Below are 15,193 nucleotides of genomic sequence, written 5' to 3'. Positions count from 1 at the left end.
TCTCCCTTGTGTTGTGGTTGCTGGTGGCCTGCATTCCCGGGTTGCTGATGCTGGCGGCGCTCGGGCTCGGGCGGCTGGAGAAGACCCTTGCCCACGACGCCGTCAGCAGCACGGACGTCGCCGCATTCCGGGAGCAGGCCGAGGCGGTCGACGTGCACACCCTGGCCCGCGAGGGCATGCCCGAGGCCCTGGAGTATCTGCACCGCCGTCATGCTCTGGGACTTGCCGCCGCACCCCAGTCCCGGTTGCTGACCGGGCGCCATCACGCCGAGACATTCTTCGTTGCCGACGTCGTCGGACGAATCGAGACGGGACTCCCCACCCGCATCCGACACGTCAATCGTGTGTAGCGTTGGCAGGCCGCACAGATTGGCCTACCTTTAGAATCGTGTCGGCCGTCACAGGTTGGCCTGCCCGTATCAACTTCGTCACCAACTGAAGAGGCAAGAAGAGGCAACGTGGACGAGATCCTGGCAAGGGCAGGAATCTTCCAAGGGGTTGAGGCCAGCGCGGTCGCCGCGTTGACCAAGCAACTGCAGCCCGTTGATTTCCCCCGTGGACACACGGTTTTCGCTGAAGGCGAGCCGGGTGACCGGCTGTACATCATCGTCGCCGGCAAAGTGAAGATCGGTCGCCGGTCCCCGGACGGCCGGGAGAACCTGCTGACCATCATGGGACCGTCGGACATGTTCGGCGAGCTGTCGATCTTCGACCCGGGCCCCCGGACGTCGAGTGCGACGACGATCACCGAGGTGCGCGCGGTCTCGATGGACCGCGACGCGTTGCGGGCCTGGATCGCTGACCGCCCGGAGATCGCCGAGCAGCTGTTGCGGGTGTTGGCACGGCGGTTGCGCCGCACCAACAACAACCTGGCCGACCTGATCTTCACGGACGTGCCCGGCCGGGTGGCCAAGCAGCTGCTGCAGCTGGCGCAGCGGTTCGGCACCCAGGAGGGTGGCGCGATGCGGGTCACCCACGATCTGACCCAGGAGGAGATCGCCCAGCTGGTGGGCGCCTCCCGGGAGACCGTCAATAAGGCGCTGGCCGATTTCGCGCACCGCGGCTGGATTCGCCTGGAGGGCAAGAGCGTCCTCATCTCGGACTCCGAACGTCTGGCCCGCCGGGCTCGCTAACCGGACTCGGCGCGCAGGTAGTCCAATTGCACCTGCACCGACCACTCGGCCGCGTCCCAGAGCTTCTCGTCGACGTCGGTGTAGACGTGTTCGACGACCTGCCGGGCAGTCGCGTCGTCGCCCAGCGCGCGCAATGCGGCGCGCACCTGCTCGAGCCGCTCGTGCCGGTGGACCAGGTAGTCGTGCGTGACGGCGGTCAGATCGCCGAGGTCGGGCCCGTGCCCGGGCAACACCGTGCGCCGGCCGAGTCCGCGCAATCGCTGCAGTGACTCGAGGTAGTCGGTCAGATTTCCGTCTTCGGAGTCCATCACGGTGGTGCCGCGACCCAGCACCGTGTCGGCGGTCAAAACCGCGTCGTCGAGGATGAAGGACAGTGAGTCGGCGGTATGGCCGGGAGTGGCCATCACCTTGATCGTCAGGCCGGCGGCGTCGATCACCTCGCCGTCGGTGAGATGACCGCCGAGTCCGCGCAGGAACCCGCTGCCCGCCGACCGCACGGTCGCCCCGGTCAGCTCGACCAGCTTGTCGATGCCGTCGGTGTGGTCCGGGTGGCGGTGGCTGATCAGGACCAGGCTGATGCGGCCGAGCGCCGCCACCCGCGCGATGTGCTCGTCGTCGTCGGGCCCGGGGTCCACGATCACCAACTCGTCGCTGCGCGGGCCGCGCAGCACCCAGGTGTTGGTGCCGTCCAGGGTCATCAGACCCGGGTTGTCGGCGAGCAGCACCGAGGCAGTCTCAGTGACCGCCCGCAGCTGACCATAGGCGGGATGCGTCAACGCCGACTCAGTCACGGCCCGTTACCCGACCTCCACGATCAGCTCCACTTCCACCGGCGCGCCCAGGGGCAATTCGGCTACGCCCACTGCCGAACGCGCGTGCACGCCGCTGTCCCCGAAAACCTCGGCGAGCAATTCCGACGCGCCGTTGACCACACCCGGCTGACCGTGGAAACCCGGCGCGGACGCGACGAATCCGACCACCTTGACCACCTTGGTCACCGAGTCCAGGCCCACCAGCGAATCCACCGCGGCCAGAGCGTTGAGCGCGCAGATCCGCGCCAGGCTCTTGCCGACGTCCGGGGTGATGTCGCTGCCGACCGCGCCGGTGGCGGGCAGCTTACCGTCGACCAACGGCAGTTGGCCGGCGGTGTAGACCAGGTTGCCGGTGCGCACCGCGGGAACGTAGGCCGCCAGCGGCGCGGCCACTTGGGGCAGCGTGATGCCCAGCTCCGCGAGCCGGGCAGTGACGCTCACTTGGGGCGTTTGAGATAGGCGACGTGCTGTTCGCCGGTGGGACCTGGCAGCACCGCAACCAGCTCCCAACCGTCGGCGCCCCACTGGTCGAGAATCTGCTTGGTGGCGTGGGTGAGCAGCGGAATCGTCGCGTACTCCCATGTCGTGGGTTGGGTCATGACGCGAGCTTATCGGCCGGTGTTGACCAGCTCCGGCCAGCCCGCTGGCCGGCCGAACCGGTAGGGCTAGCATGCGATGGTGGCAAACACATCGAGCGGCGGTAACTCCGTCGGGTGGCCGTCGCGGCTGTCGAAGGCCCGGCTGCATTTCGTGACGGGCAAGGGCGGCACGGGGAAGTCGACGATCGCGGCCGCGCTGGCACTGACGCTGGCGGCCGGCGGCCGCAAAGTCTTGTTGGTGGAAGTCGAAGGCCGCCAAGGGATTGCGCAACTCTTCGACGTACCGCCGCTGCCATACCAGGAAGTCAAGATCGCCACCGCCGAACGTGGCGGGCAGGTCAACGCGCTGGCGATCGAGCTCGAGGCCGCGTTCCTGGAGTACCTGGACATGTTCTACAACCTGGGACTGGCCGGCCGGGCGATGCGCAGGATCGGTGCCATCGAGTTCGCCACCACCATCGCACCCGGTCTGCGCGACGTGTTGCTCACCGGCAAGATCAAAGAAACGGTCATCCGGCTGGACAAGAACAAGCGGCCGCTCTACGACGCGATCGTCGTCGATGCGCCCCCGACCGGTCGGATCGCCCGCTTTCTGGACGTCACCAAAGCGGTCTCCGACCTCGCCAAGGGCGGCCCGGTGCACTCGCAGGCCGAAGGCGTGGTCAGACTGCTGCACTCCGACCAGACCGCCATCCACCTGGTGACGTTGCTGGAGGCGCTGCCGGTGCAGGAGACGCTGGAAGCGATCGAGGAACTCGCCGAGATGCAGTTGCCCATCGGCAGCGTCATCGTGAACCGCAACATTCCGGCCTACCTCGACTCCGGCGACCTGGCCAAGGCCGCCGAAGGTGTCGTCGACGCGGACTCGGTCCGCGCCGGGCTGGCGACGGCCGGCATCGAATTGGACGACAACGACTTCGCCGGCCTGCTGACCGAGACCATCCAACACGCCACCCGGATCGCCGCGCGCGCCGAGACCGCACAACAGCTCGACGCGCTGCAGGTGCCGAGGCTGGAATTGCCGACCATCTCCGACGGCGTCGATCTGGGCAGCCTGTACGAGCTTTCCGAAGCGCTTGCCCACCAGGGGGTTCGATGACTACGACGCAGTCCCATAAGCCGGAAACCCTTGACATGGCGGCTCTTTTGGCCGACACGTCCAACCGGGTCGTGGTGTGCTGCGGTGCGGGCGGCGTGGGCAAGACCACGACTGCCGCAGCCATCGCGCTGCGGGCAGCCGAATATGGCCGCACCGTAGTGGTTTTGACGATCGACCCGGCCAAACGCCTCGCACAAGCGTTGGGAGTCAACGATCTTGGGAATACGCCGCAGCGGGTACCGCTGGCACCCGAGGTCCCCGGGGAGTTGCACGCGATGATGCTGGACATGCGCCGCACCTTCGACGAGATGGTGATGCAGTACTCGGGTTCCGAACGGGCGCAATCGATTCTGGACAATCAGTTCTATCAGACCGTCGCGACCTCGCTGGCCGGCACGCAGGAGTACATGGCCATGGAGAAACTGGGCCAGCTGCTGGCTCAGGACCGGTGGGACCTGGTGGTCGTGGACACTCCCCCGTCGCGCAACGCGCTGGATTTCCTGGATGCCCCCAAGCGGCTGGGCAGTTTCATGGACAGTCGGCTGTGGCGCCTGCTGCTCGCGCCCGGACGGGGTCTCGGTCGCCTGGTGACGGGTGCCATGGGCCTGGCCATGAAGGCGATGTCGACGATCCTGGGTTCGCAGATGCTCGGGGACGCGGCAGCGTTCGTGCAATCGTTGGACGCGACATTCGGCGGTTTCCGCGAGAAGGCGGACCGCACCTATGCGTTGCTGAAACGGCGCGGCACCCAGTTCGTGGTCGTGTCGGCCGCCGAGCCGGACGCGCTGCGCGAGGCGTCGTTCTTCGTGGACCGGCTGTCCGAGGAGTCCATGCCGCTGGCGGGCCTGGTGTTGAACCGCACCCACCCGATGCTGTGTTCGTTGCCGGCCGAACGGGCCATCGATGCCATCCAGAAGTTAGCGGCCGAGACCGATTTGGAAGCCTCCTCGCTGGCCGCCGCCGTGCTGCAGATTCACGCCGACCGGGCGCAGACCGCCAAGCGGGAGATTCGACTGCTGTCGCGGTTCACCGGCGCCAACCCGCATGTGCCCGTCATCGGGGTGCCGTCGCTGCCGTTCGACGTCTCCGACCTCGAAGCGCTGCGCGCTCTGGCCGACCAGATTACCTCGACCGCATAACCAGCGGCGATACCCCGCCTGGGCGATTTATTTGACGCCGTTACAACGGCAGTAGTTACCATTTGCCCCATCAGTAACGCTCAATAGCAGCTTGACCTGCGCAAATAAGCATCATTTCATGGTGCGATCAACTAACTTGTAACACTTTCGTCATGATGAAGGCTTGCCGTAGCGTCGGTCCGCGCTGGGCTGCAGGCATGCTGCGCGGGGGCGGAATCAGCGTCCACCCGCTGCGCGTTCGCAGGTTTCCGACTCCGCTGAGTCCAGCGTCCGGCACGGCCCCCCACCTGCACCGATATGGGGGTAACCGGCCTTTATTTGACGGCCGTTCAACGGATGCACCAAATGCGACCCCGCCCAGGAGGCCGAAAAAGTGCCTTTGAGCTGCGCATATAAGATTAGGGCCGCAGCATACTGAGGCAGGTTGTAACAGAAAAGTAATAGGGAAGGACGTGCCGTGCGGCCCGGGTCAGATGATGCTGCGACGCCTACGCTTGTCGAAGTAGTCGGACCAGGAGACCACCTCGGGGTGCTGCTTGAGCAGGGCCCGGCGCTGACGTTCGGTCATGCCGCCCCACACGCCGAACTCCACCTTGTTGTCCAGGGCGTCTGCACCGCATTCCTGCATCACCGGGCAGTGCCGGCAGATCACCGCAGCCTTGCGCTGGGCGGCCCCCCGCACGAAGAGTTCGTCGGGATCGGTTGCCCGGCACAGTGCCTGCGATACCCAGGCGACGCGGTCATCGGCTTCGACGCTGCGCAGCAGGTTTCCGGTGGACGTGAGGTTCGTCTTACGAGCGCCCGGGCGCGATCCTGACACGAGCTGATCCCTTTCTCCCGGCCGCGAATCGCGACCGCCTCCTCGGGTACCAGCCGATGATGCGATCTGAGCCACACTGCGCATATCGGTGTTACCTGAATCTCAATGCGTATCTAAGTTAGGTGGTCAGGTGCTAATTGCGCAACAGTCCGATAACGGTTTTTCTGGGACGTCCGTGCCGTCTGGATCGTGATGCGGGCCTCGACGGCCGCCGCGGGCCGCCGTTGGGCCCTCTGACCTGTGATATCGCCGCCAGGTCGGCCGGCGACGTGGTGCGAATCCTGTTCAACACCTGCCGAAGAAAGTTTTCCCACCCCGCACGGCGCGGGGACGTGACGCGAGGTCGCTACTGTAGTACGCATGTCCGAGCGCCCCCCGGTCCCGCTGACGCTGCTGAAGCTGGCGGGGTTCTGTGTGCTCGCCAGCGTGGTCGCGACAGCGTTGATGTTCCCCTTCGCCGGCGGCGTCGGGTTGATGTCGAACCGCGCGTCGGAAGTCGTCGCCAACGGATCGGCGCAACTTCTCGAGGGTCAGGTCCCGGCCGTGTCCACGATGGTGGACGCCAAAGGCAACGTCATCGCCTGGCTGTATTCGCAGCGCCGTTTCGAGGTGCCGTCGGACAAGATCGCCAACACCATGAAGCTGGCGATCGTGTCCATCGAGGACAAGCGGTTCGCCGACCACAACGGTGTGGACTGGAAAGGCACGCTGACCGGGCTGGCCGGTTACGCCTCCGGCGACGTCGAGACCCGCGGCGGCTCGACCCTCGAGCAGCAGTACATCAAGAACTACCAATTGCTGGTGACCGCGCAGACCGACGCGGAGAAGCGGGCGGCCGTCGAGACCACCCCGGCGCGCAAGCTGCGCGAGATCCGGATGGCGCTCACGCTGGACAAGACCTTCACCAAGCCGGAGATCCTGACCCGTTACCTGAACCTGGTGTCGTTCGGCAACAACTCGTTCGGCATCCAGGACGCGGCCCAGACCTACTTCGGCGTCAACGCCATCGACCTGAACTGGCAGCAGGCCGCGCTGCTGGCCGGCATGGTGCAGTCGACCAGCTCGCTCAACCCGTACACCAACCCGGAGGGCGCACTGGCCCGGCGCAATCTGGTGCTAGACACCATGATCGAGAACATTCCCAATGAGGCCGATGCGCTACGCGCAGCCAAAGCGCAGCCGTTGGGCGTCCTGCAACAGCCCAAGGAGTTGCCGCGCGGCTGTATCGCGGCCGGCGACCGGGCGTTCTTCTGCGACTATGTGCAGGAATACCTGTCCCGGGCCGGCATCAGTAAGGAACAAGTGGCCCGCGGCGGCTACCTGATCCGCACCACGCTGGACCCGGACGTGCAGATCCCGGTGAAGGCGGCGATCGACAAGTTCGCGCCCCCGACGCTGAGTGGCATTTCGAGCGTGATGAGCGTGATCCTGCCGGGTAAGACGTCGCACAAAGTGGTCGCGATGGCCAGCAACCGCAAGTACGGCCTGGACACCGAGGCCGGCGAAACCATGCGGCCGCAGCCGTTCTCCCTTGTCGGCGACGGCGCCGGGTCGATCTTCAAGCTGTTCACCACAGCGGCCGCGCTCGACATGGGCATGGGCATCAACGCCAATCTGGAGGTCCCCGGCCGGTTCCAGGCCAAGGGCCTGGGCAGCGGGGGTGCCAAGGGCTGCCCCAAGGACACCTGGTGCGTGGTCAACGCCGGCAACTACCGCGGATCGATGAATGTGACCGATGCGCTGGCCACCTCGCCCAATACCGCGTTCGCCAAGTTGATCTCCCAGATCGGGGTGTCCCGCGCGGTGGACATGGCTATCAAACTGGGCCTGCGGTCCTACGCCAACCCCGGCACCGCCCGCGACTACAACCCGGACAGCAACGAAAGTCTGGCCGACTTCGTCAAGCGACAGAACATCGGCTCCTTCACCCTGGGCCCCATCGAGGTCAACGCGCTGGAGCTGTCCAACGTCGCGGCGACGCTGGCGTCCGGGGGCATGTGGTGCCCGCCCAGCCCGATCGACAAGCTGATCGACCGCAACGGCAATGAGGTGTCGGTCACTACCGAGACCTGCGAACAGGTGGTCCCCGAGGGGCTGGCCAACACCCTGGCCAATGCGATGAGCAAGGACGCCACCGGCAGCGGTACCGCGGCCGGCTCGGCCGGTGCGGCCGGCTGGAACCTGCCGATGTCCGGTAAGACCGGCACCACCGAAGCCCACCGTTCGTCCGGCTTCGTGGGATTCACCAACCGGTACGCGGCCGCCAATTACATCTACGACGACTCCCCGGCACCGACCGACCTGTGTTCGGCGCCGCTGCGCCATTGCGGCAGCGGTGACCTGTACGGCGGTAACGAGCCGGCGCGAACCTGGTTCACTGCGCTGCAACCGATCGCGAACAACTTCGGTGAGGTGCACCTGCCGCCGACCGATCCGCGTTACCTGGACGGTTCACCGGCCGGGCGGGTGCCCAGTGTGGCCGGCCTGGACGTCGACCAGGCCCGGCAGCGGCTCCGGGACGCCGGTTTCCAGGTCGCCGATCAGCCCACCTCGGTCAACAGCTCTGCCAAGTACGGCGAGGTCGTCGGCACCACGCCCAGCGGCCAGACCATCCCCGGCTCGATCGTGACCATCCAGATCAGCAATGGCGTCCCGCCGGCACCGCCGCCGCCGCCCGAGGGGAGTCTGCCGCCGGAAGTGGTCGGATCGCAGGTGGTCGAGATTCCCGGTCTGCCACCTATCACCATCCCGCTGCTGGCACCGCCCCCGCCGGCGGCGCCGCCACCGCCGTAGCGGCCGGTCGGGCAGTAAACTGCCTGGCATGGCTGACGTCCGTCTGACTGCCCCGCTTCCCACGCTGCTACGCGCCGGCGCCGCCGTCGTCGGCTCGGCGGCTGCCGGAATCGGCTACGCCTCACTTGTCGAACGTAACGCGTTCGTGCTGCGCGAGGTGACGATTCCGGTGCTGAGCCCAGGTTCCACACCGCTGCGGGTGCTGCACATCAGCGACCTGCACATGACCCCTAATCAGCGGCGCAAACAGGCCTGGGTGCGCGAGCTGGCCAGTTGGGATCCCGACCTGGTGGTCAACACCGGCGACAACCTCGCCCACCCCAAGGCGGTGCCCGCAGTCGTGCAGTCGCTGGGCGATCTGCTGTCCCGGCCCGGCGTGTTCGTCTTCGGCAGCAATGACTACTTCGGTCCCCGGCCGAAGAATCCGGCCAACTACCTGACCAACCCCGGCCACCGCGTCAAGGGTGAGCCACTGCCCTGGCAGGATCTGCGCGCGGCCTTCACCGAACGCGGCTGGCTCGACCTCACCCACACTCGGCGCGAGTTCGAGGCGGCCGGCCTGCATGTCGCGGCCGCAGGCGTCGACGACCCGCACATCGACCGGGACCGCTACGACACCATCGCGGGTCCGGCCAGTCCCGCGGCCAACCTCAAGCTGGGCCTGGTCCACTCACCCGAGCCACGCGTGCTCGATCGCTTCGCCGCCGACGGTTACCAGCTGGTGATGGCCGGACACACCCACGGCGGGCAACTATGCCTGCCGTTCTACGGCGCCATCGTGACCAACTGCGGCCTGGACCGGTCCCGGGCCAAGGGGCCGTCGCAGTGGGGCGCCAACATGCGCCTGCACGTCTCGGCGGGACTCGGCACTTCGCCGTTCGCGCCGGTGCGATTCTGCTGCCGGCCCGAAGCGACCCTGCTGACCCTGATCGCCACCCCGATGGGCGGCCGCGACTCGACCAGCAACCTGGGCCGACAGCCGACTGCTACGTCGGTTCGTTGACCGACCGGACCCGCATCGCGGTCCGGAGTAAATCTCGCAGCTGGACCGACAATGCGATCCGGTTGATCGAAGCCGACGCGCGGCGCAGTGCCGACACCCATCTGCTGCGCTATCCGCTTCCCTCGGCGTGGGGTGACGACTCCGGCGTCGCGCTGTATCTCAAAGACGAGACGACCCACATCACCGGCAGCCTCAAACACCGGCTGGCCCGCTCGCTGTTCCTCTACGCGCTGTGCAACGCATGGATCGACGAGGGCACCACCGTGGTCGAGGCCTCGTCGGGTTCCACCGCGGTGTCCGAAGCGTATTTCGCTGCGCTGCTGGGTTTGCCCTTCGTCGCCGTGATGCCGGCCGCCACCAGCACGGCAAAGATCGCGCTGATCGAATCCCAAGGTGGCCGTTGCCATTTCGTGGACAATTCCAGCGAGGTCTACGACGAGGCGGTACGGGTCGCCGCCGAGACCGGCGGCCATTACCTCGACCAGTTCACCAACGCCGAACGCGCTACCGACTGGCGGGGCAACAACAACATCGCCGAATCAATCTATCTGCAAATGCGTGAGGAAACCCACCCGATCCCCACCTGGATCGTGGTGGGCGCCGGCACGGGTGGCACCAGCGCGACGATCGGGCGGTACATCCGATATCGCCGGCATTCGACGCGACTGTGCGTCGTCGACCCGGAAAACTCCGCGTTCTTTCCGGCCTTCGCCGATCAGCGCTACGACGTCGTGACGGGAGCGTCGTCTCGGATCGAGGGCATCGGGCGTCCGCGGGTCGAACCGTCGTTCCTGCCGTCGGTGGTCGACCGGATGGTCGCGGTGCCCGACGCGGCCTCGATAGCCGCCGCGCGACACGTCAGCAGCGTTCTGGGGCGCCGGGTGGGCCCCTCCACGGGAACCAATCTGTGGGGAGCCTTCGGTCTGCTGGCCGAGATGGTGGCCGACGGCCGCGGCGGTTCGGTGGTCACCTTGCTCGCCGACAGCGGCGACCGGTATGCCGACACCTATTTCGACGACGACTGGGTGGCTGCTCAGGGGCTCGATCCCGGCGGCCCCGCCCAGGCTCTGGCCGTCTTCGAGCGCTCCTGCCGGTGGGGCTAGCCACGCGTTTGGCGGTGCCGCCGGACGGTGCGATAGGCTGGCCAAGCTTCAAGCGGGGTGTGGCGCAGCTTGGTAGCGCGCTTCGTTCGGGACGAAGAGGCCGTGGGTTCGAATCCCGCCACCCCGACTCGCTGAAGACGAGCAAGGCCACCGACAGTTTTCACTGTCGGTGGCCTTCGCCGCATTCGGGTGCTAGTACCAGACTTTTCGACCGCCGATGGGGCGACCGACCGCGCCCAGAATCCACAACACCACGCCGACGAGCAATAGGATGCCGCCGATTGTGTAAAGAATGCTGATGCCGGTGAAGTAACCGACCACCAGCAACACGATCCCCAGGATAATCACGTCGCGCCCCTTCTGTTGAACGCTGTCTAATTGACTGACAAGTTGTTGAATACCCCGCTGCGCGCAGTTCAATCACGGGGTAGCGCAAGAGGATCTGGACCGCTGGCGTGCGGACGGAATCGCACTCTGGTGCCGCGTCGCGGCGCCAGCATGATGGAGCGACGCACGATCCGCTCGGACGTGCTGTCCACCGCATCGAATTCGCCCTCGCGCACCAGCACCTGCAGCACAGTGATCAGCTCCCGCATGCTGAAAGCCGCACCCAGACAACGTTTTACGCCGCCCCCGAACGGTACCCAGGCATATGTCTGCGGCCGCGATCCCAGGAAGCGCTCCGGCCGGAATTCGCTCGGGCGGTCGTAGACGGCCGGATTCCGATTGATCGCAACGATGTGTACGACGATGCGGGTGCCGGCAGGGACCAGGTAACCGCCCAGTGCGAACGGCTGCGCGGCGACCCGCGCAGTCAGCGGCGCCGGCGGACGCACTCGCAGCGTCTCGTCGATCACTGCCGTCGTGAATGCTTCCTCACCGGCCCAGGCCTCTGCCCGCACCCGGCGCAGCGCGTCCGGATGATGCAGCAGCAGATCGAACACCCAGGCCAACGTCGTCGCGGTGGTTTCGTGACCGGCCAACATCAGGGTGATCAGATCGTCGCGAATTTCGCTGTCCGACAAGACCTGGCCGTCGTCGCCACGCGCGCACATCAACAGAGCCAGGATGTCGCGCTGAGTCGCGAGCGTGGGGTCGGCGCGGCGCGCCGCGATCAGGGGCATGACGACGTCGTCGATCTCCCGGTTGGCCCGGGCGCGCGAAGGCCAGATGCGCAACGTACCGAGGCCTCGCAACGCGTAGCGAACCGTCAATTGCTCTGAGACACCAAGGTTTAACAGCCGATCGAAGGGCTGTCCCAACCGCCGGACTTCGTCGGGATCGTCGACCCCGAAGATCACCCGGACGATCACGTCCAGCATCAACTTCCGTGCGGCATGCAGCATCTCGAAGGGGCGGTCCACGGGCCAGTCCCGCATCGCCGCCCGCGCGGCCTCTTCGATGATGGGCACGTATCCGCTCAGCGCGGACCCGTGCAGCGGCGGCGTGAGCAACTTGCGCCGCCGCAGGTGTTCCGGTTCTTCCTGCACGAACATCGATCCCGATCCGTAGATCGCTGCGGCGGGCCCCACTCCCGCACCGCCGAGTAACACGTCTGTCGGGGCGGTGAAGACTTCTTTCGCAAGTGCCGGATCGGACACGATGGCAACGTCACCGAGGCTGAGGATCGGCATTGTCATCAGCGGTCCATATCGACGGATCAACCGCATCATCCGCCGCTCGCCGCCGAGGAGGTACATCACGGCATACGCGGTTGCGCACGCGCCGCGTAACCCGCGCGGTGCGGGCAGACCGGGCGGCGAAGGTAGCCCCACGGTCGGTGACGCTACTGCATAGCCGATGCCATATGGCTGAGCCGGCTGAGTGTCAGGCGCAGTCCGCGCAGATCTGGCGTCCGCCGGTGGAGACGCGCAACCGGTTGCGATGCTGGACCAAATAGCAGCAGGAGCAAGTGAACTCGTCGGAGCGCTGGGGGATCACCACCACCGACAACTCCTCGCCGGACAGGTCGGCGCCCGGCAACTCGAAGAAGGACGCATCGTTGAGGTCGTCGTCGACGACCGCCGTCGCGAGCTTGGGCATGGACCCCAGTTCGCTGAGCGCATTCTTGTCGGCGGCGTCGGCCTCGGTCACCCGGCGGGCGTCATAATCGCTAACTGTCGGCATAGCTCTTCCCTCCTGAGTGACCGGGCTAGGCACCTAGTGGTCGCCCGTTGGCTCAGGCAGTACCCCGTTCGAATGCTGCTCACACCCACCGGAGAACAAGAAATTGCACATCCGCAAAATTTGCGTGACGCGGACTCAGAGCGCGGGCCAACCACCCGCATAGGACGCCACCGCAGGGACGGTTGTGGTGCGCGCGTAGGCTTTCCGCCGCTGCGTGCGGGAGGCCCAGGCCATCCCGAACCACGGCGACATGATGGCTGCCACCAGGGCGACGCCCGCCATCAGTTCGTGGCCGGTCGCCAGCGCCACCAGACCAGCCAACAGTCCCAGCACCCAGACCGCGGCGGCCGCCACACCCGGCACGCTGATCACCCGACCACCGGTCGTGGTGTCTAGGCGCCCGAGCGGGTCAGACCCGAGATGAACCATGCTGCACTCCCAAGGCCGAAGCGAAAACCAGTATTCAGCTACTATAGCCTATGGATACTGTTGCTTGGCGCACTGAGTGGCGGGTGGCACGCCAGCCGCACGCAGGGACGGGATGCGAATCCCGCTGCCCTACGTGCGGACTGACGTGCTGACGAAACTCAGGGGCGCGTTGCCGGGCCCGTGACGTGCGTCGCAGTGGTGTTGGCGTTCGGCCGGCGGTCACGACGGAGCAGACCGGCCAAGCCGCCCAGCCCGAGCAGTCCGAGCAGTCCCCACTTGCCCGAGTTGTCCTCCTGACGCTGGTTGGTGTCGTTGTCCGCCAATGTGATCGTCGTCGCCGACGGCGCGGGAGCGATCTCGGTGGCGGCGGAAGCGACCCCGGCACCGCCGAACAGCAGGGCGCCGGTGACAGACGTGACAGCAAGGATCTTGTGCATGGTGATACTCCTGAAATGGATGAATAGTGACGCCTGAGACCGAACCGGCTGTTTGAGTTCGACTGGCAACGCGACCTGCGGTGGTATCCGCAACGCTGGCAGGAGATCTACCCGCCCGCGCGTCAGGTAAACCGGATCGCCGAGAAGATTTCAACAGGTGTGCAATGCAGATCCGCGGGTAGCCTGCGACGGTGAGCGACACCGCAGTGCTTGTCATCGACATGTTCAGTGACTACGACCATCCGGATGCCGAGCAGTTGGCCGAAAACGTCGCTGCCGTCATCGATCCCCTGACCGGGCTCATCAACGAGGCGAACGACCGCGACGACGTCGACCTGATCTACGTCAACGACAATCAGGGCGACTTCACCGCAGACCACGACGCCATCATCAGCAAGGCGCTGGCGGGCAAGCGACCGGATCTGGTCAAGCCGTTGGTTCCGGCATCCGGCAGCAATTTTCTGGTCAAGGTGCGGCACAGCGTCTTCTACGCCACATCGGTGGACTATCTGCTGCACCGGTTGGAATCCAAGCGCATCGTGCTGACCGGCCAGGTGACCGAACAGTGCATCCTCTACAGCGCATTGGACGGCTATGTCCGCCACTACGACGTCGTCGTGCCGCCCGATGCGGTGGCTCACATCGACGAGGGACTCGGGTCCGCCGCACTGAAGATGATGGAACGCAATATGAGTGCCGAATTGCTGGCCGTTGCCGACTGCCTGGGCTGACGTGCCCAGCTTGCAAAACCGAAGGGACAGTTCATGACCGAACACAAGCCGCAGAACGCCGAGTCCGACGCGGACTCCGACGACAGAGTCGCCGAGTCACGCGCTGGGCGCGAAGAGGACGGCGACTACGTAGGGCGCACCGGGGCCGACGACGACTTCGACGCCGGGGAAACCGGCGCGGAGGCGCGCAGCAACGACGGCTGAGCTACCGCTGTAGATCGACCATTAGCGGCCGGTGGTCGGAGATGGTCATCAGATCCGCTGTCCCGGCAGCACCGACAAGTTTTCGATCGTCGGTGAGGATGTGGTCGAGCTGGCGGACGGGGTCGGTCGCGGGGAACGTCAGCGCAGTTGCCAACGGCCGCATGCCCGTCCAGCGGTGCACGGCTGCCGGCGTCGCATTGAGGTCGCCCAGCAGCAGGCGCGGCCCGGGCGAACCTCGCAGCGCGCGAGCCAGCCGCCGCAACTGGTACCTGTTCCAGCCCGGCACGAAGGACAGGTGGGTATTGGCCACCGTCATCGGTCCCAGTGGCGTCTGCAACCGCGCGATGACCGCCGCCCGTGGTTCCTCGTCGACAACCACCACTTTTCGGGCTCCCGGGAGGTAGACGGGTAGGCGCATCGGAATTCGGGGTAGCCGCACCACCTGCCAACTCGACGCCGGGAACCGGGAGAGCAGCGCGATCCCGTAAGCGGCGGTGCCGGGTTGTTCCTGTCCGGTGGCCGCCATCCACGTTGCCCCGGGCGTGCCGGAGATGGCGGCGACAAAGCGGTGCTCGACCGCGGCCATCGCTTCGGCCGCTGCCGCTGTCAGATCGGCCCGGCCGGACCTGGGCTGGTCGACGTCGACTTCCTGTAACGCAAGCACGTCAGGATCGAGTCGCCGCACGCAGTCCTGCAGCCGCTGCAGGTCGACCCCATCGCCCACGGTGCGACCGTGCAGGATGTTGAATGTCGCCACCCGCACG

19 protein-coding genes and 1 tRNA gene are annotated in these 15,193 nt (G+C 66.4%); 10 read left to right on the top strand and 10 right to left on the bottom strand.

Going from position 1 to position 15,193, the window contains the following annotated elements; translation table 11 throughout:
• The first annotated feature begins 47 nt into the window (after positions 1-47).
• Together AC5Y6Y_RS17270 and crp are read left to right on the top strand one after the other, a co-directional pair.
• Positions 48-350, top strand: coding sequence for a hypothetical protein (locus AC5Y6Y_RS17270; RefSeq protein ID WP_463828770.1), 303 nt, complete (start codon positions 48-50; stop codon positions 348-350).
• Positions 351-458: 108 nt separating this feature from the next.
• On the top strand, positions 459-1,133 hold the full coding sequence (gene crp, locus AC5Y6Y_RS17265; protein WP_463828754.1) for a cAMP-activated global transcriptional regulator CRP: 675 nt from the start codon (positions 459-461) through the stop codon (positions 1,131-1,133).
• Here crp and AC5Y6Y_RS17260 read toward each other — a convergent pair.
• The 3 genes from AC5Y6Y_RS17260 to sp36 are packed head-to-tail and all read right to left on the bottom strand — an operon-like array spanning position 1,130 to position 2,544.
• A complete protein-coding gene (locus AC5Y6Y_RS17260) occupies positions 1,130-1,924 on the bottom strand; it encodes an MBL fold metallo-hydrolase (RefSeq protein WP_463828753.1) in 795 nt (264 codons plus the stop codon). The two genes, crp and AC5Y6Y_RS17260, sit on opposite strands and share 4 nt — an antisense overlap.
• A 6-nt stretch (positions 1,925-1,930) precedes the next feature.
• Positions 1,931-2,386, bottom strand: a complete 456-nt coding sequence (locus tag AC5Y6Y_RS17255) for a RidA family protein (RefSeq protein WP_463828752.1) — start codon at positions 2,384-2,386, stop codon at positions 1,931-1,933.
• Positions 2,383-2,544, bottom strand: coding sequence for a Sp36 family protein (gene sp36, locus AC5Y6Y_RS17250; RefSeq protein ID WP_120794267.1), 162 nt, complete (start codon positions 2,542-2,544; stop codon positions 2,383-2,385). Before sp36 ends, AC5Y6Y_RS17255 begins: the two co-directional genes overlap by 4 nt.
• Before the next feature lie 76 nt (positions 2,545-2,620).
• Here sp36 and bagA point away from each other — a divergent pair, with 76 nt between their 5' ends.
• Together bagA and bagB are read left to right on the top strand one after the other, a co-directional pair.
• Positions 2,621-3,643: an ATPase BagA gene (gene bagA / locus AC5Y6Y_RS17245; RefSeq protein ID WP_463828751.1), complete on the top strand. Its 1,023-nt coding sequence runs from the start codon at positions 2,621-2,623 to the stop codon at positions 3,641-3,643.
• Entirely contained in the window at positions 3,640-4,782 is a 1,143-nt protein-coding gene (bagB, locus tag AC5Y6Y_RS17240; protein WP_473139894.1) for an ATPase BagB, read from the top strand. Before bagA ends, bagB begins: the two co-directional genes overlap by 4 nt.
• A 469-nt stretch (positions 4,783-5,251) precedes the next feature.
• Here bagB and AC5Y6Y_RS17235 read toward each other — a convergent pair whose 3' ends face one another.
• Positions 5,252-5,602 (bottom strand): WhiB family transcriptional regulator, encoded by a 351-nt coding sequence (locus AC5Y6Y_RS17235; protein ID WP_463828749.1) that lies wholly within the window; start codon positions 5,600-5,602, stop codon positions 5,252-5,254.
• Between the two features lie 360 nt (positions 5,603-5,962).
• Here AC5Y6Y_RS17235 and ponA2 point away from each other — a divergent pair, with 360 nt between their 5' ends.
• The 4 genes from ponA2 (at position 5,963) to AC5Y6Y_RS17215 (ending at position 10,628) form a co-directional block, all read left to right on the top strand.
• A complete protein-coding gene (ponA2, locus tag AC5Y6Y_RS17230) occupies positions 5,963-8,395 on the top strand; it encodes a transglycosylase/D,D-transpeptidase PonA2 (RefSeq protein WP_463828748.1) in 2,433 nt (810 codons plus the stop codon).
• A 43-nt stretch (positions 8,396-8,438) separates the two neighbouring features.
• A complete protein-coding gene (locus AC5Y6Y_RS17225) occupies positions 8,439-9,398 on the top strand; it encodes a metallophosphoesterase (RefSeq protein ID WP_463828769.1) in 960 nt (319 codons plus the stop codon).
• On the top strand, positions 9,395-10,501 hold the full coding sequence (cds1, locus tag AC5Y6Y_RS17220) for an L-cysteine desulfhydrase Cds1 (protein WP_473139895.1): 1,107 nt from the start codon (positions 9,395-9,397) through the stop codon (positions 10,499-10,501). Before AC5Y6Y_RS17225 ends, cds1 begins: the two co-directional genes overlap by 4 nt.
• Before the next feature lie 53 nt (positions 10,502-10,554).
• Positions 10,555-10,628: transfer RNA gene (locus AC5Y6Y_RS17215), tRNA-Pro, on the top strand.
• A gap of 65 nt (positions 10,629-10,693) precedes the next feature.
• Here the strand turns inward: AC5Y6Y_RS17215 and AC5Y6Y_RS17210 are convergent.
• From AC5Y6Y_RS17210 to AC5Y6Y_RS17190, 5 genes are all read right to left on the bottom strand, one after another.
• A complete protein-coding gene (locus AC5Y6Y_RS17210; protein ID WP_463828746.1) occupies positions 10,694-10,849 on the bottom strand; it encodes a hypothetical protein in 156 nt (51 codons plus the stop codon).
• A 68-nt stretch (positions 10,850-10,917) separates the two neighbouring features.
• Positions 10,918-12,303, bottom strand: coding sequence for a cytochrome P450 (locus AC5Y6Y_RS17205; RefSeq protein ID WP_473139917.1), 1,386 nt, complete (start codon positions 12,301-12,303; stop codon positions 10,918-10,920).
• 25 nt (positions 12,304-12,328) lie between these two features.
• Positions 12,329-12,628, bottom strand: coding sequence for a DUF4193 domain-containing protein (locus tag AC5Y6Y_RS17200; protein ID WP_463828745.1), 300 nt, complete (start codon positions 12,626-12,628; stop codon positions 12,329-12,331).
• A gap of 135 nt (positions 12,629-12,763) precedes the next feature.
• Positions 12,764-13,057 carry a hypothetical protein gene (locus AC5Y6Y_RS17195; RefSeq protein WP_473139896.1) on the bottom strand — a complete coding sequence of 98 codons (294 nt, stop codon included), beginning with the start codon at positions 13,055-13,057 and terminating at the stop codon, positions 12,764-12,766.
• Positions 13,058-13,215: 158 nt separating this feature from the next.
• On the bottom strand, positions 13,216-13,494 hold the full coding sequence (locus AC5Y6Y_RS17190) for a WGxxGxxG family protein (RefSeq protein ID WP_473139897.1): 279 nt from the start codon (positions 13,492-13,494) through the stop codon (positions 13,216-13,218).
• Between the two features lie 191 nt (positions 13,495-13,685).
• On the opposite strand from AC5Y6Y_RS17190, the gene AC5Y6Y_RS17185 reads away from it, so the two are divergent.
• Both AC5Y6Y_RS17185 and AC5Y6Y_RS17180 read left to right on the top strand, forming a co-directional pair.
• Positions 13,686-14,225 carry a cysteine hydrolase family protein gene (locus AC5Y6Y_RS17185; protein ID WP_463828742.1) on the top strand — a complete coding sequence of 180 codons (540 nt, stop codon included), beginning with the start codon at positions 13,686-13,688 and terminating at the stop codon, positions 14,223-14,225.
• A 33-nt stretch (positions 14,226-14,258) separates the two neighbouring features.
• Complete coding sequence (locus AC5Y6Y_RS17180) at positions 14,259-14,429, top strand: hypothetical protein (protein WP_473139898.1); 171 nt, start codon at positions 14,259-14,261, stop codon at positions 14,427-14,429.
• A 1-nt stretch (position 14,430) separates the two neighbouring features.
• Here the strand turns inward: AC5Y6Y_RS17180 and AC5Y6Y_RS17175 are convergent, their stop codons facing one another.
• Positions 14,431-15,192 (bottom strand): endonuclease/exonuclease/phosphatase family protein, encoded by a 762-nt coding sequence (locus tag AC5Y6Y_RS17175; protein WP_473139899.1) that lies wholly within the window; start codon positions 15,190-15,192, stop codon positions 14,431-14,433.
• Position 15,193 lies beyond the last annotated feature (1 nt).

The organism is Mycobacterium sp. NGS24 (genome assembly GCF_059813065.1).
The sequence above is the reverse complement of the archived record's forward strand: the minus strand, read 5'-3'. Positions and strand labels throughout refer to the sequence as shown.